This is a genomic window from Priestia aryabhattai, assembly GCF_023715685.1.
Taxonomy (GTDB): Bacteria; Bacillota; Bacilli; order Bacillales; family Bacillaceae_H; genus Priestia; species Priestia aryabhattai_B.
This window is the reverse complement of the sequence record NZ_JAMBOQ010000001.1, coordinates 857,276-877,415: the sequence shown is the minus strand read 5'-3', so window position 1 is coordinate 877,415 and position 20,140 is coordinate 857,276. Positions and strand designations below refer to the sequence as shown.

The following is a 20,140-nucleotide window of genomic DNA, read 5'->3' as shown; positions in this document are numbered from 1 at the left end:
AATACCGAATAAAACGACAGCGTAGAGTTTACATCACGTTGTCTTTTTTTTATGTAATCGTTTAGAGGTGTACAGAAGTTGTACACTGTGTACAAGGATTGAAACGAAAAAAAGAAACGTATACTAAAAAATTTATAAAAAATAAAAAAAGAAGGAGGGAAATCTCGAAAAAGGTCGAAATTACTGTTCTAGATGTTTTAACAATCATCTTTATTACAAATAAAGGAGCGATGATCGTTTGACCGAAATTGAACAGTTTGCTACTTACGTTATACGAGATGCATGTGAGTGCCGAAGTTCTGATGTGCATATTGTGCCCCGAAAGAAAGATGCTGTGATTCAGCTGCGAATTGACCAGGAGCTTATTTTAAAGAGAGTCATTTCGAAGGAAATGTCTGAACGGCTCATTTCGCATTTTAAATTTTTAGGAGGAATGGATATTGGTGAGCGAAGAAAACCTCAAAATGGTGCCTTGACCACTTCCATTGATCACTACCAAGTAAATCTGCGTTTATCGACTCTTCCTACTTCTCATGATGAAAGTCTTGTTATTAGGCTTTTACCGCATCAACAATCTACATCTCTCAAACATTTATCTCTTTTTCCTGAACATACTAAAAAGCTTATTTCTCTCTTGAAATTCTCTCATGGATTGATTATTTTTACCGGTCCTACAGGATCAGGTAAAACCACTACTTTATATACTCTTTTACACGAAGTAAAACACCTTTTAAATCGAAATGTCATTACTCTAGAAGATCCTATTGAAAAACCGAGTGAAACCGTGCTTCAAGTTCAGGTAAATGAACGCGCAGGGATTACGTACACGAGTGGTTTAAAAGCCATATTGCGCCATGACCCAGACATTATCATGGTGGGAGAAATAAGAGATAGTGAGACAGCCAAAATTGCTGTGAGAGCGGCGCTTACCGGGCACTTGGTTCTGACAACGATGCATACTAAAGATACAAAAGGCTCTTTGTACAGGCTGCTTGAGTTTGGAGTTAGCTTTCAAGAAATGGAACAGACTCTTGTAGCAGTAGCCGCGCAGCGCCTTGTAGAAATTCGCTGTCCGCTGTGTCCCGGAAAATGCCACCCCGTATGTAAAAAAATGAGGAAGCATCGTCAGTCCAGTATATATGAATTGCTTTACGGCAAGGAGCTTAGCGCAGTGATGAGAGAAGTGAAAGGAGAAAATGCGGATTATGATTATAAAACGCTCCGAGATGTTATTCTGAAAGGAATCGCGCTTGGCTATTTATATCCGCATTCGCTAGACGGATGGGGGTAAAGACAAACAGACAAAAAAGGTGGTCTCTTGCTCAGCAAGCTAAAATTCTTAAGCAGGTCTCTAAACTTTTAGAGAAAGGATACACTCTTTCTCAAGCTCTTTCGTTTTTGACGTTTCAAGTATCTAAAAAAGAAAAAACGGATATTGAAAAATGTCTTGAACAATTAAAACGAGGAGAATCTTTACACGATGCTTTTGTTAAACTTCAGTTTCACCGTGATATTTTAAGCTATTTATATTTTGCGGAACAGCATGGAAATCTTCAATTTGCTTTAAAAGAAAGTAGCTCAATGATTGAAGAAAAAGTAAGGCATCGTAAGAAATTTCAAAAGCTTGTTCAATATCCCGTGTTGCTACTCCTGTTTATTCTTTCGGTTTTGTTTGTTTTAAGTACGGTTCTACTTCCACAGTTTGAAGCTCTGTACTTATCCTTTGGAAACAAACAGTCTTCGTTTATCCTCCTGTTTATGAAGGGGATGTCGCTCTTTCCTTTTGTGTTACCTGTAGTCATCAGTATGCCAATCATCCTCTCTTTGTTTTATGTGATTTATATCAAAAAATTGCCTCCAGTAGTTCAAATGCAGCTTTTTATGAGAGTTCCCGTTATCCGAACATTCACAAGGCTATTTAACTCTTACTTTTTTTCTGTTCATATGAGCAATTTATTAAACGGCGGTTTATCTATTTATGAATGCTTTGCTCTTTTTCAAAAGCAGGAGCATCATCCATTTTTTCAAGTAGAAGCTTTTGCTTTTACAGATCAACTTTCCTCAGGAATGCGACTAGATCATATCGTCTCAGCTAAATCTCATTATGAAAAAGACTTGGCTCAAGTTATTGTGCATGGACAGCAGAACGGTGAGCTTTCTCAAGAGCTGTATGATTACAGTTTATTTATGATGGAAAGAATGGAACAATTTATTTTTCGTATTTTAAAATATGTACAGCCACTTACATTTTTATTCATCGGGATTGTCATTCTGCTTATGTATATGTCTGTTATGCTTCCGATGTTAGAAGTGATGTCGAGCTTGTAGAAAGGTGAAAGAATATGATTCTAAAAGGTAATAAAGGATTTACTCTTATTGAAATGTTAATTGTTATGCTTGTTATTACCGTGCTTTTGCTCATTATGATTCCAAATGTGTTAAAGCATAATACTGTTATTAACAACAAAGGCTGCTCGGCTCTTGTCAAAACCGTAGAGGCTGAGGTACAAGTATATGAACTTGAAAACGGCGAAACACCAAGCCTAGAAGAGCTTGAAGCAGGAGGCTACTTAAAAGAAGGCACCGTATGTCCAAATGGTCAAGCTATTCAAATTGACGGTACCGGAAAGGTTACAGCTAGTGGTTCTTCTTAAGCAAAAAGGATTCACTCTCATTGAAATGCTAATGGTTTTATTTATTGTGCAAGTGATGATGTTTTCCATTATCGTAACCATTCGGCCGCTTGTGGAATATTACAAAATCACATTATTCTTGCGACAGCTGCAAAGCGACACGTTTTATGTGCAGCAGACAGCCATGAACCGAGAATCTCCAATTAAAATTAGCTTCGCATCGAAGGGAACAGAATATATTGTTTCTGATTCTCGAGCCGTTCTTTATAAACGCACCTATGACTCCACCATTCATATCGCGTTTGGAAGCGGAAATTCCACGATACAATACAACAAAAACGGAAATATTTCTCAAGCAAAGACCATTTTTATTAACAACCAAAAATTCAAATACAAAGTTACTTTTCAAATAGGTAGAGGCCGTTTTTATGTGGACAAGATGTAAGGGTCAGCAGGGCTATACGCTGTTAGAAATGCTTGTTTCATTTAGCATGCTTCTACTCCTAACCGGTACAATTATTCCTTTGTATGTTCAGATGAAGGAAGCAGAAAAGAAGCAATATGTTTCGTACCAAGCTGATGCTATCTTGCACGAAGAGCTATTGAAATATAAATATGAAGCAGGATATAAACGGCGAGAAAAAATCGTAAAAGAAAACGTTGCGTTTTATCTGAAGTGGAACGGAGAGAGTACTCAAAAGCTTTGTGTAGAATGGACAGATTCCACTGAGAAAATGAAAAAGAAGTGTGATGTGATGTTAAAGTGAAAAGTGAAAAAGGCTTTACGCTTGTGGAGATGTTAGTCAGTTTTACTCTTTTTTTGATCATCGTTTCGTTTTTGCCCATTATCATTCCGCTAGCCAAGCAAACATATAATCCAGACTTTAGTATGAATGAAATGGAGTGGGAAATTTTTGTGAATCAACTTGCTATGGAATATCGAGAAGCAAAAGAAGTGGGAATTCATGCGACTACTCTTACTTTGAAAATGGAAAATAACCAGATCATCACTTATGAACGCTATGAAGACAAGATAAGAAGACGAGTGGATGAAAGTGGCCATGAAGTTGTGCTGCAGCATATTAAGAATATTATGTATGAACAGCAAAAGGAAAGGCTGCTGATTCGTTCAACAGACGGTTTTAACAAAGTCAGAGAAGAAACCATTACGACGTTTTTGATGCTTGCTTATGAAACGTAACGAGCAAGGATTTATTCTACCGGTTGTTTTAGCATTTTGTGCGCTTTTTCTTCTGTTAGTAGCTCAGCAAACCACATATTTTGTGACGAAAAGTTCATTTTATCAAGAAGTAGAACAGAAAAATCGTCTGCAGCATCTTTTAGAAAATGCGGTTGTACATGTGAAAAAAGAAATAAAAGAACATAATAAATCCCCATCTGCACCTTTAGTATTAGAAACTGGTACGGTTTCATACGAAGTAGTAAGTGAAGATGAACAGATAATTATCCTAAAAATAAGGTGTCAAACATTGCAAGGAAGAGCATTGACGGAAACGGCATATATTCAAAAAAAGGATCAACACATTGTGAAGTGGACGGATTAAGTCTCTTTCTCTCCGGATATAATAGTGCTGAGGAGATGATTATATGAAAACGAATGATTATGTAAAATATATGACTCAGCAATTTGTACAATATATGGATCAGCCAAAAGAAGAAAGGAAAACGAAAAAGATTCAAAAAAAAGAAGAGCGAGCACCTTTTGCAAACAGATGGTTTGGGATGATTCCGCTGTCGTTTATGCTGTGGTATCGAAAGAAAAAAGAAAGATGAGCATATGATATGCTCATCTTTCTTTTTAACCGGCTTGTGTTTTGTTAAATTGACGAGACATCGTTTCGGGCGATATGTAAAATAAGCCACCGTTTATAAACTTAAATAATATAGTTGGTTCGTACAGTTCTTGAAGCGCTGTTTTTTCTGTCATATATATTTCTGGCAGCTCTTCTGCTGTTTCGTAAAAATGATCAAGAAGCGCTAAGTCTTCATACCATCTCTCCTGCGCTTTTTCAGCCCATTCAGTTGGCTGAGCTTTAACATAGTCAGTCACATATGATGTGAGTCGTGCGATCGCACTTTTAGGTTTAATAAAAGGTGAGAGAGTAAAGCAATAGTCTGAGATTTTAGATGACAAATTTTGATTAATGATTAATTCATGAAATGATTCAATAATTTGTCCATTGATTAAATTAATGCCAAGCGACAAGAGCTCATCTTTTTTACGATCGCATTTGTACGAGACTTTAATATTTAATGCAAGCCAAGGGTGTAAAGGCTGATTTGTTGGCTGAGCTGATGCAACTTGTTCATACAAGTGAATAAACCCGCCTAGCTTTTGAGTAGAAGCGAAAATTTGGTGCAGCCTAGGTGAACCAAAATGAATTCGTTCTCCTTGAACGGAATCGTCTTCAAATGCTGGGTCTGTAATGAAAGTGAGGGAAGCAGGAGTTGCTTCTCCTCCTGTCTTTTCAATATAGTGCCAATAAAATGGACGATTCATCAATTCTTTATCGAGTTCAATCGTTAATTGAACCGTCAGATAAGACGGTGTTTCTGTTACAATAGAACAATTATTAGCTAGAAAATAACGTTTTAAAAATTGATGAATATCAGTTTGCTGCATGCTGATCCTCCTCGCTGTCTTCGTATTGAATAATAGACGTCAAGTTCTCCATTTTGATTTTTATTTCTCCTTCACTCCGTGAATGAAATAAAATATCTTGAATATGCTCTTCGATATTTTTTAAATCAAGCTTTGTTAAAATATCATCTAACTCTCCAACAACTCGTTCAAAAAGATTTATTTTTTCGTATAACAATTTTAAAATATGTTCTTCGACCGTATGTTGAATTGCTAAATTGTAAATGTGAACATCATGTTTTTGACCTAAACGATGGACCCTTCCAATTCGCTGTTCTAGACGCATTGGATTCCACGGTAGATCATAGTTAATGATATGATGACAAAACTGAAGGTTGATTCCTTCTCCGCCCGCTTCAGTGGCAATAAATACTTGCGCGTGGCTTTCAAAAAGCTGCTTCATCCAGTCTTTTTTACCTCGCTTAAATCCTCCTCTAAACGGTACAGAGGTAATTCCATGCTGTTTTAAATACCACTGTAAATACAGCTGAGTTGCTCTATACTCAGTGAAAATAATAACTTTGTCATCAATTTTTTGAACGAGTTCTAGCACTTTTTCTGCTTTTGCATTTTGCGGCACTTGCTGAAGTAATTCCATTAACGGAGTAATCATATGTTCCGTTAATGCGCTGTTTTGATCTTCTTGACGTTCCAGCATGTTTTTTAAGGTCATATACACAGCTTCACGGCTGCTGCAGGCTTCTCGCTGCAAGGTTAAAATTGAAAAAGCGCTTGAAGGGTGAAGCCCGTTTCCTTTAAAAGACGTAATCGCATCGTATAGTTCGCGTTCTTTTGGTGAAAATTCGACAGGAATGGTTTGAACAATTCGCTTTGTCCATTCGATACCCGTGTCGTGGCGGCGATTTCGAATCATAACTTTGTTAACAAGCTCTTTTAAGTATTCATCATTTTGCAAAGAACGTTTTTTAGCAGAAAATAACTCTTCAAAATAGTCTTTATTGCCGAGATGTCCAGGCTTCAAAAGAGAGACTAAATTAAAAATTTCTTCAATTCGATTTTGAATTGGTGTTGCGGTTAGCAACAGACAAAATTTCTTCTTCAGACTTTGAACAAATTCATAGTTTTTTGTTTTGTTGTTTTTGAGTTTATGAGCTTCATCAATGATGATGAGGTCGTAGTCTTGTTCTAGCACAATTTCTCGGTGAGGAGAACGTTTTGCTGTATCAATTGAAGACACAACGATGTCACACTGATCCCACACATATGATTTTCTTTGAGGGACTGCGGGAATATAAAATTTTTGATTCAATTCCATAGCCCATTGTGAAACAAGCGAAGCTGGAACTAAAATGAGAACTTTTTTAACAAGTCCGCGAATCATATATTCCTTTAAAATTAACCCCGCTTCAATCGTTTTCCCAAGTCCTACTTCATCTGCTAAAATGGCTTTCCCATTCATTGTTTCAACTACTTGTTTGGCTACTTCGAGCTGATGAGGAAGCGGCGTTAAATCGGCTAGGTGTTTTGGGCTTTGTAGTCCTTCAAATTCTGAGATAAGCGTTTGGTCTTCTATTTCATAGGCAAGCTTATACAAATCCCATGCAGACCAAGGGCCGTCTTGCTCCAATTTAGTCGAGAAGGCCGCTTCCCATGTTTCATCAATGTTTAATTTCACTTTCATAATAAAAATGCTCCTTTGTGAAAAATTTTTATTGAACAAATGATAAGAATCAGGTAGGATAAAAATATATTTAGAAAATTTTAAAAAGAAAATAGATTAGCACTTTACAAATGATTGTGTGAATAAAGATAGATACATCTTTCAGTAGTATGCCCAACTTTACCAACTTTATAGAAGCGAATGATGACACGGGGAGAGACTACTTGAATGTAGCGCCGAAGGAGCAAGCAATAAAATTGTGAATCTCTCAGGCAAAAAGACTCTTGTTTGACGCAGCTCTGGAGAGTGTCTATGCGTTTATAGACCACCCACGAGGCAAACCTATTTGTTTATAGGTAAACTTTCAGGTGAAAAGGACAGAGACTTCCTACTAAATACAGTAGGGGGTTTTCTGTCCTTTTTTGTTTGGATACATAGTGATCCCCACACTATTTGAAAACTCCCCGTTATGAAAAGTTTCACGTGAAAAAGAGGAGGACATGAATATGACAACAGAATTAAACAAAACGCCGCTTTATGATACCTATCAAAAATATGGTGCCAAAACAATTGATTTTGGTGGATGGGCTCTTCCAGTTCAATTTTCTTCTATTAAAGAAGAGCATGAAGCTGTACGTACAAAGGCAGGTCTTTTTGATGTTTCTCATATGGGAGAAATTCTTGTAACAGGAGCTGATAGCTTAGCTTTTCTTCAGCACACGATGACAAATGACGCTTCTACTCTCGTAGATGGAAAAGCGCAGTATACGGCTATGTGTTATGAAGACGGAGGCACGGTAGATGATTTGCTTATTTATAAAAAAGCAGATCAAGAGTATTTGCTAGTCGTAAATGCTGCTAATATTCAAAAAGACTATGAGTGGTTAGCGTCTCACAAACAAGGAGATGTAACGCTCGTTAATCAATCTGATGAAATTGCACAGCTAGCTTTACAAGGTCCTTTAGCAGAAAAAGTTCTACAAACTTTAACGAACGAAAACTTATCTTTATTAAAGCCATTTACATTTGCTGATGATGTAGAAGTAGCGAATGTAAAAGCTCTTGTTTCACGTACAGGATATACCGGAGAAGATGGATTTGAAATTTACTGTTCTTCAGCTGACGCCTCTCACTTGTGGACGGCTATTTTAGAAGCAGGCAGTGCTGACGGTGTGTTGCCTTGCGGATTAGGAGCTCGCGATACACTTCGTTTTGAAGCTACTTTGGCTTTATATGGCCAAGAGCTTTCAAAAGATATTACGCCAATTGAAGCTCGAATTGGATTTGCAGTAAAAACAAACAAAGACAGCTTTATTGGAAAAGAAGTGCTAAAAGAACAGCGTGAAAGCGGAGCGCCTCGTAAATTAGTAGGAATTGAAATGATTGATAAAGGTATACCACGACACGGTTACGAAGTATTTGCAGACGAAGAGCAAATTGGGTTTGTGACAACAGGTACACAGTCACCTACACTAAAGAAAAACATCGGTTTAGCGCTATTATCAGCAGAGTATTCAGAGCTTGGTCAAGAAGTGGAAGTGCAGGTTCGAAAAAAACGCTTAAAGGCAAAAGTGGTTTCAACACCTTTTTATAAACGTTCAAAGTAAGCTTTGGGGAGGAATTTAACATGTTACATCGCTATTTACCAATGACAGAACAAGATCAGCAGCAAATGTTAGCAGCAATTGGTGTTTCATCTGTTGATGATTTATTTTCAGATATTCCGCAGCGCGTTCGTTTTCAAGGAGAATACAATATTAAAAAAGCTGCTTCAGAGCCTCAGCTATTAAAAGAATTAAATAATATGGCTGCTAAAAATGCTCATTTAAAAGACTATTCTTCTTTTTTAGGAGCAGGGGTTTATGATCATTACATGCCGGTTATTGTTGATCATGTTATTTCTCGTTCGGAATTTTATACGGCCTATACTCCATATCAACCAGAAATTTCTCAAGGAGAACTTCAGGCCATCTTTGAATTTCAAACAATGATTTGTGAGTTAACGGGAATGGACGTGGCCAATTCTTCTATGTATGACGGAGGAACTGCTTTAGCAGAAGCCGCTATGCTTAGTGCGGGTCAAACCAAAAAGAAAAAAGTACTTGTCTCTGCGGCCGTTCACCCTGAGTCAAAAGATGTTTTAAAAACGTATGCGAAGGGTCAATACATTGAAGTGGTAGAAATCCCTGCAGCAGACGGCATAACAGATATGATTGCATTAGAAAAAGAGATGGGAAATGACGTGGCAGCTGTTATTGTCCAATATCCAAATTTCTACGGGCAAATCGAGCCGTTAAAAGAAATTGAAGAAATTACTCATCAAGAAAAATGCATGTTTGTTGTTTCCAGTAATCCTTTGTCATTAGGCTTATTGACACCTCCTGGAGACTTCGGAGCGGATATTGTTATTGGAGATGCACAGCCATTTGGTATTCCAAGTCAATTTGGAGGTCCACACTGCGGATACTTTGCAACTACGTCTAAGCTTATGCGAAAAATTCCAGGGCGATTAGTAGGGCAAACTGTGGATGAAAACGGTAAGCGAGGGTTTGTTTTAACCCTTCAAGCTCGTGAACAGCATATACGCCGCGATAAAGCGACGTCTAACATTTGTTCAAATCAAGCGTTAAATGCTTTAGCGGCATCAGTTGCAATGACAGCTTTAGGTAAGCAAGGTGTAAAAGAAATGGCGCTGCAAAACTTATCAAAAACGCATTATGCATATGAAGCGTTAAAGGCAAAAGGGATAAATGTAGCATTTGAAGGACCGTTTTTTAACGAATTAGTCGTGAAGCTTCCTGTTTCGGTAACAGAAGCAAACAATCATTTATTAGCATCAAAAATAATTGGCGGTTATGATCTTAGCCGTGATAACCAAGCGCTTGAAAATCATATGCTGCTTGCTTTTACAGAGCTCCGTACAAAAGAGGAAATTGACCAACTTGTAAATGAATTGGGGGATCTTCATGCTTAATCAAAATCAATCACTTATTTTTGAAAGCAGTAAAGAAGGGCGAATCGGCTATTCATTGCCTGAATTAGATGTGCCGCAAGTAAATGCTGAAGAACTGCTTGGAAAAGCGTATGTGCGTACAGAAGCTCCTGAGCTTCCTGAAGTATCAGAACTTGATATTATGCGTCATTACACAGCGCTTTCAAAACGAAATCACGGAGTGGATTCAGGATTTTATCCGCTTGGTTCATGTACGATGAAATATAATCCAAAAGTGAATGAACAAGCAGCACGCATTCCTGGATTTGCGCATATCCATCCGCTTCAAGATGAGCAAACGGTTCAAGGTGCTCTCGAACTTCTATATGATTTACAAGAGCATTTAACAGAAATTACAGGAATGGATGAAGTAACACTTCAGCCAGCAGCAGGTGCTCATGGCGAGTGGACCGGACTTATGATGATTCGTGCCTATCACGAAGCAAATGGTGAGACGCAGCGAACAAAAGTCATTGTTCCAGACTCAGCTCACGGAACGAACCCGGCTTCGGCAACAGTTGCAGGATTTGAAACGGTAACGGTGAAATCAAATGAACATGGCTTAGTGGACTTAGAGGATTTACGCCGCGTAGTAGGAGCTGATACAGCTGCTTTAATGTTGACAAATCCAAATACGCTAGGGTTATTTGAAGAAGATATTTTAGAAATGGCGGAAATCGTTCACGCAGCAGGTGGCAAGCTCTATTATGATGGTGCAAATTTAAACGCAGTATTAAGTAAAGCTCGTCCTGGAGATATGGGGTTTGACGTTGTTCATTTAAACCTTCATAAAACTTTTACAGGTCCTCATGGAGGTGGAGGCCCTGGTTCTGGCCCGGTAGGTGTAAAAGCAGATTTAATTCCGTATCTGCCTAAACCAGTGCTGGTAAAAACAGAACAAGGCTATCACTTTGATTATAACCGTCCTCAGTCAATTGGACGCGTAAAGCCGTTTTACGGAAACTTCGGTATCAACGTTCGCGCTTATACGTATATTCGTTCAATGGGTCCAGACGGCTTAAAAGCCGTAACGGAAAATGCCGTGTTAAATGCCAACTATATGATGCGTCGTTTAGCAGAACACTATGAGCTGCCGTTTGACCGTCACTGTAAGCACGAATTTGTTTTATCAGGAAAACGTCAGAAAAAGCTTGGCGTGCGCACATTGGATATCGCAAAACGATTGCTTGATTTCGGCTATCATCCGCCGACTATCTACTTCCCGCTTATCGTAGAAGAGTGCATGATGATCGAACCAACGGAAACGGAGTCGAAAGAAACGCTAGACGCGTTTATCGATGCGATGATTCAAATTGCAAAAGAAGCAGAAGAGACGCCTGAAGTCGTGCAGGAAGCTCCGCATACAACGGTTGTGAAGCGCCTTGACGAAACGCTGGCAGCGAGAAAACCAGTCCTTCGTTATCAGAAAGAACAGGCTGTTCAAAACGTCTAACAAAAAACCTCGCCTTTTGGGCGAGGTTTTTCTATATAACATACCATTATTTTTTCTTTTTTACTTTACCGTTCCACATTTTGAAGCCGCCTTTTAAATCATAGATTTCTTGGACACCGTGGCGACGAAGCATTTGTGCTGCACGTCCTGTGCGCATTCCGCTTTGACAATAGATGTAGACTGGCTGATCTGGACGAAATTCTTTAATGCGCATACGGAACTGTGAAAGAGGAATATTTCGTGCGCCTAAAATATGTCCGTTCTCGAATTCATTCGGTTCGCGAATATCAACTAGCTGTGCTTTGCGGTAGCCGGTGCGAAATTCTTCTTCAGTTAACGTTTTCATTATGCGACGTTGGTAAAAGAACATAACGACAGAGTATATGATGATTACTCCAAGTAAAATGAGTACTGCTGTAATTGCTGACATGCTGATTCTTCCTTTCTTCGACAAAATCCATACTCTTATTATATAAGTGAATGAAATTAGAAGTAAAGCGATTTTGCCTTGAATCTAGCGGATTTCTTCCCGAAAATGAAAAAACTACCACATTTGAATTCACAGTTTTATGTTGCTCTTTGCTTTTCCTTAGCCCAATCTTTTGGTAGACTAAAAAACGGATTTATTTTTTATATTACATATAGCTGAGGATGAGGTAGATGAAAGCAAAGTGGAGATTTATTGATTCCAACAACCGTTCGCCTTATTACAATATGGCGTTAGATGAAGCGTTATTAGAATGGCATAGTAAAGGGGAAATTCCACCTACGATTCGTTTTTACGGATGGAACCCTCCAACGCTGTCAATCGGTTATTTTCAAAAAGCTGAAAAAGAAATTAACTTTGATAAAGTAAAAGAATTAGGATTAGGCTTTGTAAGACGTCCAACGGGCGGCAGGGGCGTGCTTCATGATGAAGAGCTTACTTACAGCGTAATTGTATCTGAAGAGTATCCTAACATGCCTAAGACAGTTACAGAAGCATATCGCGTGATCTCTGAAGGTTTACTGGAAGGATTTCGTTCGTTAGGGCTCGAGGCTTATTTTGCTATTCCTCGTTCAGAAGAAGAAAAAAATAGTTTGAAAAACCCTCGTTCATCCGTGTGTTTTGACGCTCCTTCTTGGTATGAACTAGTTGTAGAGGGCCGCAAAATTGCAGGAAGTGCCCAAACAAGACAAAAAGGAGTTATTTTACAGCACGGCTCTATCCTGTTAGAGATTGATGAAGATAAATTATTCAGCGTATTTAATTATCCAAATGATCGCGTTAAAGAAAGAATGCAGCGGGCATTTCGTTCTAAAGCGGTAGCGATTAATGCAATTGCGGGCCGCAAAATCTCTATTGAAGAAGCGAAAGAAGCGTTTTATAAAGGATTTGCTTCAGCTCTTGATATTGATTTAGAACCATATACACTGTCTGAAGAAGAGGAAGCATACGTAGAAGAACTAGCGCGCACAAAGTATGGATCGGATGAATGGAACTTTAAGCGCTAAACGGATGTGGAGGGAAATAGATAAAAGTGCAACTTCTTATAAGTTGCACTTTTTATTGGAATTTTTAGAAATAATTCTTGGCTAATAGAATACATAGGGAAGAAAAGTCAAACACTTTTTTTACGAAAAAAAAAATATTTCACTTGACACCCTTCTATATGTAGATGTTTGGATAAGTGTCAAATACTATATATTGAATTCGTCCGAGCCGTGTGGTAAGTTATTGATAGTTGATTGAAAAACTCTTTTTCCTTTTAAAGGAAAAAGAGTTAATAAATTTATAGATGTTCGATAGGTAAGGAGTTGTGAGAATGACTGTTTTGTTAAATCAAAAAGTGAATATGAATGTTGAAAAGCTCAATTCAGATATTGAACGCTTTCCGCAAGTACATCCGATTACACCGGATATGAAGTTGACTCATAAAGGTGTTTCAAGATTGGTAATGTTAGACCGCTATGCGTTTAAAGATACGGAAAAATTAACGTTATCAGAAGGAGATTTTGTTGTTCTAACAGTAAAGGAAGATCCAAAATTTCCAGCACGAGGACTTGGCTATGTGGAAAGCATTAATTTTGAGCAAAAGACCGCTGTTGTCAAGGTAGAAGATGAGTTTAGAGGTGCTTTATCGCCTGATGAAGCAGAAAAAGGGTTAATTACTCGTTCGCTAGATGTAATTGAAAAGCCTCTAGAAGTCTTCTACGAGCAAATTGCGAAACGTAATGCAACAGGCTTAGCTTCGGTTGAAAAAACGGAAGAAAAGCGCAAAGAGTGGTTTGAAAAGTTCTATCAAGAGCTTGTTCAGCTAAACTTTGTACCAGCTGGCCGCGTTCTTTACGGTGCAGGAGCTGATACAGACGTAACGTATTTCAACTGTTACGTAATGCCTTATGTAAAAGATTCACGTGAAGGTATTTCAGAACACCGCAAACAAGTAATGGAAATTATGAGCCGCGGAGGCGGTGTTGGAACGAATGGTTCAACTCTTCGCCCGCGCAACACGCTGGCTCGCGGTGTAAACGGCAAATCATCTGGTTCGGTTTCATGGTTGGATGATATTGCTAAACTGACGCATCTTGTTGAGCAAGGTGGGTCGCGTCGTTAACAAACCGGCGACGTAATCTCGTGAATTGCTGGAACACCCTTAGAGCTTTCTTCACCACAACGTGATCGGCAACGATGAGCGTGATGGTTAGAAAAGAGGAAAGATTGGGCAATCAGCAGCCAAGTGTCTTTGGAAACGAAGATAAAGGTTCAACGACTATTGAAACTTCCTAAAAGTTCTAATGTAATAAAACTTTAGTGAATAAAGTAGGTGTTATGATGGAAGCAAAGGAAGGAGTAAACCATAGCAAACGGCAACGTGGTTATGGGGCACGAGACAAAGGAATTTTCTTCTTTGATGATATAGTCTGATCTTACATGAAAGTGTAAGAGTACGGCAGAAATGACCGTACCCTTCTTTACGAAGAGTAACAAATTGGGGGCTCAAATGATCATGCTTGCCGACTGGCATCCTGACATTGTAGAGTTTATTATTTCTAAAATGCAAAACCCTCGCATTTTACGTTTCTTAATTGAAAACACAAATGACGAAATGATTAAAAAACATGCGCAAGATAAATTGAAGTTCACGCCTTTAACAGAGTCTGAAGAAGCGATGTACCAAGGAATCATTAACTATAAACAAATTCCTGGTCTTGGTGGATTCAGTGAAAAAATCATTAAAGATGCAGAAGAAAAGCTGCAAACAGGCGGAACGTACAGCGTTCATAACTCAGAGTTTTTAACAGGAGCAAATATTTCTGTATGCTTAACAAAAGATTTTATGGATGCTGTTGAAAACGACGGTGAATATGAACTTCGCTTCCCAGATGTAGAAAGCTATTCAAAAGAAGAGATGGCTAACTACAACGAAAACTGGCACGAAGTAGGCGATGTACGCGAATGGGAAAAACAAGGAAACAAAGTTCGTACGTATCGTACTATCCGTGCAAAAGAGCTATGGAACTTAATTAATATTTGTGCAACGTACTCAGCTGAACCAGGCATTTTCTTCTTTGACAATGCTAATGATATGACAAATGCTCAAGCATACGGTCAGCACGTTGTTGCAACAAATCCATGTGGTGAACAACCACTTGCACCATTTTCTGTCTGTAACTTAGCTGCTGTTAACTTAGCGCAAATGGCAGATAAAGAAACGAAAACTGTTAACTTTGAAAAGTTACGTCAAACAGTTGAAACTGGCGTTCGAATGCAAGATAACGTTATTGATGCAACTCCTTATTTCTTAGAAGAAAACCAAAAGCAAGCGCTTGGCGAACGTCGCGTTGGTCTTGGTGTAATGGGTCTTCACGATCTTCTTATTTATTGTGAAACAGAGTATGGCTCTGACAAAGGCAATGAGTTAGTAGATAAAGTGTTTGAAACAATTGCAACAACGGCTTACCGCGCGTCTGTAGAGCTTGGAAAAGAAAAAGGAAGCTTCCCGTTCTTAGTGGGCGAAACAGATGCTGAAACGGCTTCTTTACGTGAAGCATTTACAAATACAGGCTTCATGAAAAAAATGCCTGAAGATATTCGTGAGAACATTAAAGACCACGGTATCCGAAACTCTCATTTATTAACAGTAGCGCCAACAGGTAGTACTGGAACAATGGTTGGAGTATCAACTGGTCTTGAACCTTATTTCTCATTCTCATACTTCCGAAGCGGCCGTTTAGGTAAGTTCATTGAAGTAAAAGCTGATATCGTTCAAGAGTATTTAGATCAGCATCCAGAAGCAGATCCAAACAATCTTCCTGAATGGTTCATTTCAGCTATGGAACTTGCACCACAAGCTCACGCTGACGTTCAATGTGTGATTCAGCGCTGGATTGACAGCTCAATTAGTAAAACAGTAAACGCTCCTCGTGGCTATACAGTAGAGCAAGTTCAAAAAGTGTACGAGCGTCTGTATAAAGGCGGAGCAAAAGGCGGTACGGTGTACGTAGACGGAAGCCGTGATGCACAAGTCTTAACGCTAAAAGCAGAAGAAAATACATTTGATGAAGAAATTGAAGCCCCAAAAGAAGAAACGAAACCGCACGTCGTATTAGTTGATACAATTAATGAAATTCGTTCAACTGATGTAACAATTGGTTCTGAAGTAGGTAATACGTGTCCGGTTTGCCGTCAAGGAACGGTAGAAGAAATGGGCGGATGCAACACATGTACAAACTGTGGCGCACAGCTGAAATGCGGCCTTTAATCTTGATCATGATTAACTAGTAAAAGCTGGCTCAAACGAGTCAGCTTTTATTATGTATAAAAGTGGGGCATAAATAAGAAGTGAAAGCGAACGGTTCTTGTATTTGAATAAGCATTGTAGTATGATTTTAATTGAATGTCTTTTATCCAGTTTTATCTTATGACATCGCTTTATTTACACGTTTTTTCACATAGATTATCAAACATGAACACGATATCACTATAAGAAACAGACATTTATGACTTATTATAGCAATACATAATATTAATTGGGGGAGATTTCATGCCTACACCGAGTATGGAAGATTATATTGAACAAATATATATGCTAATTGAAGATAAAGGATACGCTCGAGTGTCTGATATTGCTGATGCATTGGCGGTTCACCCCTCATCTGTAACGAAGATGGTTCAAAAACTAGACAAAGATGAGTACTTAATTTATGAAAAATATCGAGGCCTTGTTTTAACAGCTAAGGGACAGAAGATTGGAAAACGTCTTGTTTATCGCCATGAGCTTTTAGAACAGCTACTGCGCATCATTGGCGTAGATGAGAAAAATATTTATGATGACGTAGAAGGAATTGAACATCATTTAAGCTGGAACTCCATCGATCGAATTGGAGATTTAGTTCAATACTTTGAAGAAAATCATAATCGTATTCAAGATCTTCGCAATGTACAAAAACGAAACGAAGAAGAACAAACATTATAAGAAAAAAGCAGCGGCCGATAGCGTCACTGCTTTTTTCTTTTTATCATAACTTGTTGCTGAGTCGACTACAAATGTAGAGTGGGTAGTTTGGAGGAGAGGCTGTGTACGTCGACGGAGTGTTTTCGGGTGGCGGTATTAAAGGGCTTGCACTGATTGGCGCTTTACAAGCTCTAGAAGAAAAAGGCTTGATCTTTCGGCGGTTAGCCGGAACGAGTGCGGGTTCCATTATTTGTGCATTTGTAGCAGCCGGTTATACAAGTGAAGAAATTATCGAAATGATGAATGAAATTGAATTATCTTCTTTTTTAGATCAGCGAATGTCCTTTTTACCATCAAGCTTGACGAAATGGCTGTTTTTATATTGGAAAATGGGATTATATAAAGGGGAAAGGCTTGAAAAGTGGATTGCTGAGAAATTGCGGGGCAGAGGAATTCGTACATTTGCTGATTTGCCTGATCAATCGCTGCGTATTATTGCTTCAGATTTGACCAACAGTACGATGCTTGTTCTTCCAGATGATTTGCCTAAATATCAAATCGACCCGAATCGTTTTTCTGTAGCAAGAGCTGTTCGAATGAGCTGCAGCATTCCGTATTTTTTTGAGCCAGTTAAATTAAAATCTACCCCAAGCAGTTTAATAGTCGACGGGGGCGTGTTAAGCAACTTTCCAATTTTTCTATTTGAGGATGATAAAAGTCTTAAGAAACGACCGGTAATTGGTGTGAAGCTGAGCCCGAAGGATGAAGAAAGGGAGCGGAATAAAATCAAAAATGCCGTTAGTTTATTCAGTGCTCTTTTTGAGACGATGAAAGATGCGCACGATGCGAGACATATTTCAAAACGCCACGAAAAAAATATTATCTTTTTACCAGTTAATCAAGTTTTTGCGACAGAATTTACCCTCACAGAAGAACGGAAGGAAGAGCTGATTGCGTTTGGTAAAAAGCGTACAAGGGCATTTTTGAAAAAATGGTGCTATTAAAAAAACAAGGAGGCTTTTCTCCTTGTTTTTTTAAAAGAATGCTCTATTTTTCTTTTTTCCTTTTTTACCTTCGATGACGGTCAAGTGTGAGTTGTTTTTCTTTTTCTTTAGCGGTTTCGTTGATTTGGCTACCGGGCGCTTATTTGAGCTTCGGTACGTATGCATATCAACTTTGTTGCTGCCTCGCTCTTTTTCTTTTTGACGCAGTTTTGATTGCTTTACCGCGCGCACATAGCCTCTATCTTGACCTTTTGTCTGAGAAGGGCGGAGAATAAACCGATAAACTAAGTAAAACAAAATGATAAACAGAAAAATATAACCTGCTTGACGTAATAAAACAGCTGGATCTGTAATCAACGTAAATGCAAAGCCAATGACTCCTAACCCGATTAGACCATATACAAGTGGTTTCACGAATGGACGTCTCATTTTGTTCACCTCCTAAAATAGTAAAAAAAGAAAGCAAAACGGTGTGGATTAGACAACTTGTTCGTCAGTGGTAGAAGAAAGTTCATTTTCAACGCGTAAAAGTTCTTTGAATGAAGCAATCGCAACTTCAACTTGATCATCTTTTGGTTCTTTGGTTGTTAAAAGCTGAAGCCATAAACCGGGATAACCTAAAAAGCGAAGAAGAGGGACATGACGAACTTTATTGGTTAACTGTAACACTTCAAATGATAAACCAAGGACAACTGGAATTAATGCAAGGCGATCCACAATTCGTAGCCAAAGAGGATCCGTTGGAACTAGTAGGTAGACAAACATTCCTACAACTACGGTAAAGAGGATAAAGCTACTTCCGCAGCGATAATGAAGTCGAGATTGTGCTTGAACGGCTTCTACCGTAAGTTCAGCATTGTTTTCATATGCATTAATGACCTTGTGTTCTGCTCCATGATATTGAAACACCCGTTTAATAAGTGGCGTTTGTGAAATCACATAAATATAGCCAAGGAGCAATAATAGTTTAAATACTCCTTCAATAAAAACTTGAGCTACACTTGAAGTGAAAACAGGACGTGTCAATTGTGCTAAAAACACAGGAATCAATGTAAATAGTACTTTCCCGAAAAGAAAGGATATTACACCAATAGTTGCAACGCCAAATATTAAAGATAGTTTTGATTCTTTTTTCTCTTTTTGTTGTTCTGCTGCTACTTGAACATCATCTTCTGGATTCACGTCGTAGCGTTCAGAGGAAAAGTTCAAGTGCTGCGTACCGTTTGCACTGGCTTCAACAATAGCAGCAATTCCTCGTAAAAAAAGAATTTTTTTCAAAGCAGTGAGTACGGAATTTGATTTTCTTTTTGAATGAAAATAATCAATAGATTGATCTTTGCGGCGAATGGCCGTCACCATCATACGTTTGCCACCGAACATGACACCTTCTATAACGGCTTGACCACCATACGCAGGTTTTTGTAATTTAGACATTTCAGGCACCAACCTAACTTAACTAGACTAGACTTCTTAGTATTTTATATTCTACAGCAAAATCAAATAAACCTCTAGGCGGATGCATGTTATCTAGTTTAGCCAATATTTTTCGTCTCCACACCCCTGTTATGAATTTTTTCCTTTTACTTATAAAATTTGTTTATGAAACTCGGTTGAAGATAGTTTTGAAATGTCTCTTTGATATCAGGCTGCCTTCTTGCGTATAGGAAGAGTAATAAACGTAAAAACTTAGAAATGAGTCGGTAGGAAATGAGAAAAAAGATCATACTACATCAAGAGGTGATTAATGTGTCAGAACCTAAAGAACAGCATGAAAAAAAACAGGATAACCACCCTACGCATAAACAGGAAATGTCTTTTTTATTTAAAGCCATTTTTATTTCCTTTTTTGGAGGGATTTTCTGGAGCTTTATTGGCTATTTAAATTATCTGTTTAGCTTTAGTGTTATCAATCCAAATATGCTTTTAGATCCATGGGCATTAGGTGATTGGAAAGATAAAGGAATAGGTGTTATTGTCAGTATTTTTCTTATAGGGGTATTATCTATTATTGTCGGGTTGTTATACTACGTCCTATTAAAGAAGTTTAAAACAATTTGGATAGGTTTTGCTTACGGCTTATTATGGTGGGCAATTGTATTCGTTGTTTTGAATCCGCTCTTTCCTAACTTAAAAACAATTGGAGAGCTTCCAGCTAACACGATTATTTCATCCCTCTGTATTTATATTTTATATGGTGTATTCATCGGATATTCCATTTCTTTTGAAGCTGCAGAGCTTCAAACAAAAGATGAGTCTACAGATTTTCAAACGGCGAATAAGTAGTGTGAATGTTCCAACGTATGCTAATATATTCTATATAATGATTTAAAAAGAAAA

20 protein-coding genes, 2 pseudogenes and 1 riboswitch are annotated in these 20,140 nt (G+C 38.2%); of the genes and pseudogenes, 17 read left to right on the top strand and 5 right to left on the bottom strand.

Annotated elements, in window-relative coordinates; translation table 11 throughout:
• Nucleotides 1–238: 238 nt before the first annotated feature.
• The 8 genes from comGA to M3225_RS04490 are packed head-to-tail and all read left to right on the top strand — an operon-like array spanning nt 239 to nt 4,427.
• Nucleotides 239–1,291 (top strand): competence type IV pilus ATPase ComGA, encoded by a 1,053-nt coding sequence (gene comGA / locus M3225_RS04525; RefSeq protein ID WP_251391381.1) that lies wholly within the window; start codon nt 239–241, stop codon nt 1,289–1,291.
• Nucleotides 1,282–2,328 carry a competence type IV pilus assembly protein ComGB gene (gene comGB, locus M3225_RS04520; protein WP_251391380.1) on the top strand — a complete coding sequence of 349 codons (1,047 nt, stop codon included), beginning with the start codon at nt 1,282–1,284 and terminating at the stop codon, nt 2,326–2,328. Before comGA ends, comGB begins: the two co-directional genes overlap by 10 nt.
• Before the next feature lie 14 nt (nt 2,329–2,342).
• Nucleotides 2,343–2,654: a competence type IV pilus major pilin ComGC gene (comGC, locus tag M3225_RS04515; RefSeq protein ID WP_251391378.1), complete on the top strand. Its 312-nt coding sequence runs from the start codon at nt 2,343–2,345 to the stop codon at nt 2,652–2,654.
• Complete coding sequence (gene comGD, locus M3225_RS04510; RefSeq protein ID WP_251391377.1) at nt 2,596–3,078, top strand: competence type IV pilus minor pilin ComGD; 483 nt, start codon at nt 2,596–2,598, stop codon at nt 3,076–3,078. The genes comGC and comGD overlap by 59 nt, the downstream gene beginning before the upstream one ends.
• Nucleotides 3,062–3,400, top strand: a complete 339-nt coding sequence (locus tag M3225_RS04505; protein WP_251391375.1) for a type II secretion system protein — start codon at nt 3,062–3,064, stop codon at nt 3,398–3,400. The genes comGD and M3225_RS04505 overlap by 17 nt, the downstream gene beginning before the upstream one ends.
• On the top strand, nt 3,397–3,834 hold the full coding sequence (gene comGF / locus M3225_RS04500) for a competence type IV pilus minor pilin ComGF (RefSeq protein ID WP_251391374.1): 438 nt from the start codon (nt 3,397–3,399) through the stop codon (nt 3,832–3,834). Before M3225_RS04505 ends, comGF begins: the two co-directional genes overlap by 4 nt.
• Nucleotides 3,824–4,198: a competence type IV pilus minor pilin ComGG gene (gene comGG, locus M3225_RS04495; protein ID WP_251391371.1), complete on the top strand. Its 375-nt coding sequence runs from the start codon at nt 3,824–3,826 to the stop codon at nt 4,196–4,198. The genes comGF and comGG overlap by 11 nt, the downstream gene beginning before the upstream one ends.
• Before the next feature lie 43 nt (nt 4,199–4,241).
• Complete coding sequence (locus M3225_RS04490; RefSeq protein ID WP_013059170.1) at nt 4,242–4,427, top strand: YqzE family protein; 186 nt, start codon at nt 4,242–4,244, stop codon at nt 4,425–4,427.
• A 25-nt stretch (nt 4,428–4,452) separates the two neighbouring features.
• Here M3225_RS04490 and M3225_RS04485 read toward each other — a convergent pair whose 3' ends face one another.
• Entirely contained in the window at nt 4,453–5,277 is an 825-nt protein-coding gene (locus M3225_RS04485; RefSeq protein ID WP_116073644.1) for a YqhG family protein, read from the bottom strand.
• Nucleotides 5,264–6,937, bottom strand: coding sequence for a DEAD/DEAH box helicase (locus M3225_RS04480; RefSeq protein ID WP_251391370.1), 1,674 nt, complete (start codon nt 6,935–6,937; stop codon nt 5,264–5,266). Before M3225_RS04480 ends, M3225_RS04485 begins: the two co-directional genes overlap by 14 nt.
• Before the next feature lie 180 nt (nt 6,938–7,117).
• Nucleotides 7,118–7,210: riboswitch (glycine riboswitch) on the top strand.
• A 212-nt stretch (nt 7,211–7,422) separates the two neighbouring features.
• On the opposite strand from M3225_RS04480, the gene gcvT reads away from it, so the two are divergent.
• The 3 genes from gcvT to gcvPB are packed head-to-tail and all read left to right on the top strand — an operon-like array spanning nt 7,423 to nt 11,361.
• Nucleotides 7,423–8,523 (top strand): glycine cleavage system aminomethyltransferase GcvT, encoded by a 1,101-nt coding sequence (gcvT, locus tag M3225_RS04475; protein WP_251391368.1) that lies wholly within the window; start codon nt 7,423–7,425, stop codon nt 8,521–8,523.
• Nucleotides 8,524–8,543: 20 nt separating this feature from the next.
• Nucleotides 8,544–9,890, top strand: a complete 1,347-nt coding sequence (gcvPA, locus tag M3225_RS04470) for an aminomethyl-transferring glycine dehydrogenase subunit GcvPA (RefSeq protein WP_251391366.1) — start codon at nt 8,544–8,546, stop codon at nt 9,888–9,890.
• Nucleotides 9,883–11,361: an aminomethyl-transferring glycine dehydrogenase subunit GcvPB gene (gene gcvPB / locus M3225_RS04465; protein WP_251391364.1), complete on the top strand. Its 1,479-nt coding sequence runs from the start codon at nt 9,883–9,885 to the stop codon at nt 11,359–11,361. The genes gcvPA and gcvPB overlap by 8 nt, the downstream gene beginning before the upstream one ends.
• Nucleotides 11,362–11,407: 46 nt before the next feature.
• Here gcvPB and M3225_RS04460 read toward each other — a convergent pair whose 3' ends face one another.
• On the bottom strand, nt 11,408–11,791 hold the full coding sequence (locus tag M3225_RS04460) for a rhodanese-like domain-containing protein (protein ID WP_013059164.1): 384 nt from the start codon (nt 11,789–11,791) through the stop codon (nt 11,408–11,410).
• Between the two features lie 230 nt (nt 11,792–12,021).
• On the opposite strand from M3225_RS04460, the gene M3225_RS04455 reads away from it, so the two are divergent.
• The 5 genes and pseudogenes from M3225_RS04455 (at nt 12,022) to M3225_RS04435 (ending at nt 17,803) form a co-directional block, all read left to right on the top strand.
• On the top strand, nt 12,022–12,855 hold the full coding sequence (locus M3225_RS04455) for a lipoate--protein ligase family protein (RefSeq protein WP_013085005.1): 834 nt from the start codon (nt 12,022–12,024) through the stop codon (nt 12,853–12,855).
• A gap of 311 nt (nt 12,856–13,166) precedes the next feature.
• Nucleotides 13,167–13,955 (top strand): annotated as a pseudogene (locus tag M3225_RS04450) (ribonucleotide reductase N-terminal alpha domain-containing protein); the annotation flags it as partial.
• 372 nt (nt 13,956–14,327) lie between these two features.
• A pseudogene (locus M3225_RS04445) lies at nt 14,328–16,106 on the top strand (vitamin B12-dependent ribonucleotide reductase); the annotation flags it as partial.
• A 282-nt stretch (nt 16,107–16,388) separates the two neighbouring features.
• On the top strand, nt 16,389–16,820 hold the full coding sequence (gene mntR, locus M3225_RS04440) for a transcriptional regulator MntR (RefSeq protein WP_251391360.1): 432 nt from the start codon (nt 16,389–16,391) through the stop codon (nt 16,818–16,820).
• A 101-nt stretch (nt 16,821–16,921) separates the two neighbouring features.
• Entirely contained in the window at nt 16,922–17,803 is an 882-nt protein-coding gene (locus M3225_RS04435) for a patatin-like phospholipase family protein (protein WP_251391358.1), read from the top strand.
• A gap of 30 nt (nt 17,804–17,833) precedes the next feature.
• Here the strand turns inward: M3225_RS04435 and M3225_RS04430 are convergent, their stop codons facing one another.
• Both M3225_RS04430 and M3225_RS04425 read right to left on the bottom strand, forming a co-directional pair.
• Nucleotides 17,834–18,232 (bottom strand): SA1362 family protein, encoded by a 399-nt coding sequence (locus tag M3225_RS04430; protein WP_251391356.1) that lies wholly within the window; start codon nt 18,230–18,232, stop codon nt 17,834–17,836.
• Nucleotides 18,233–18,280: 48 nt separating this feature from the next.
• A complete protein-coding gene (locus M3225_RS04425; protein ID WP_251391354.1) occupies nt 18,281–19,237 on the bottom strand; it encodes a DUF1385 domain-containing protein in 957 nt (318 codons plus the stop codon).
• 312 nt (nt 19,238–19,549) lie between these two features.
• Between M3225_RS04425 and M3225_RS04420 the strand changes: the two genes are divergently transcribed.
• Entirely contained in the window at nt 19,550–20,086 is a 537-nt protein-coding gene (locus M3225_RS04420; RefSeq protein WP_251391352.1) for a YqhR family membrane protein, read from the top strand.
• Nucleotides 20,087–20,140: the final 54 nt, after the last annotated feature.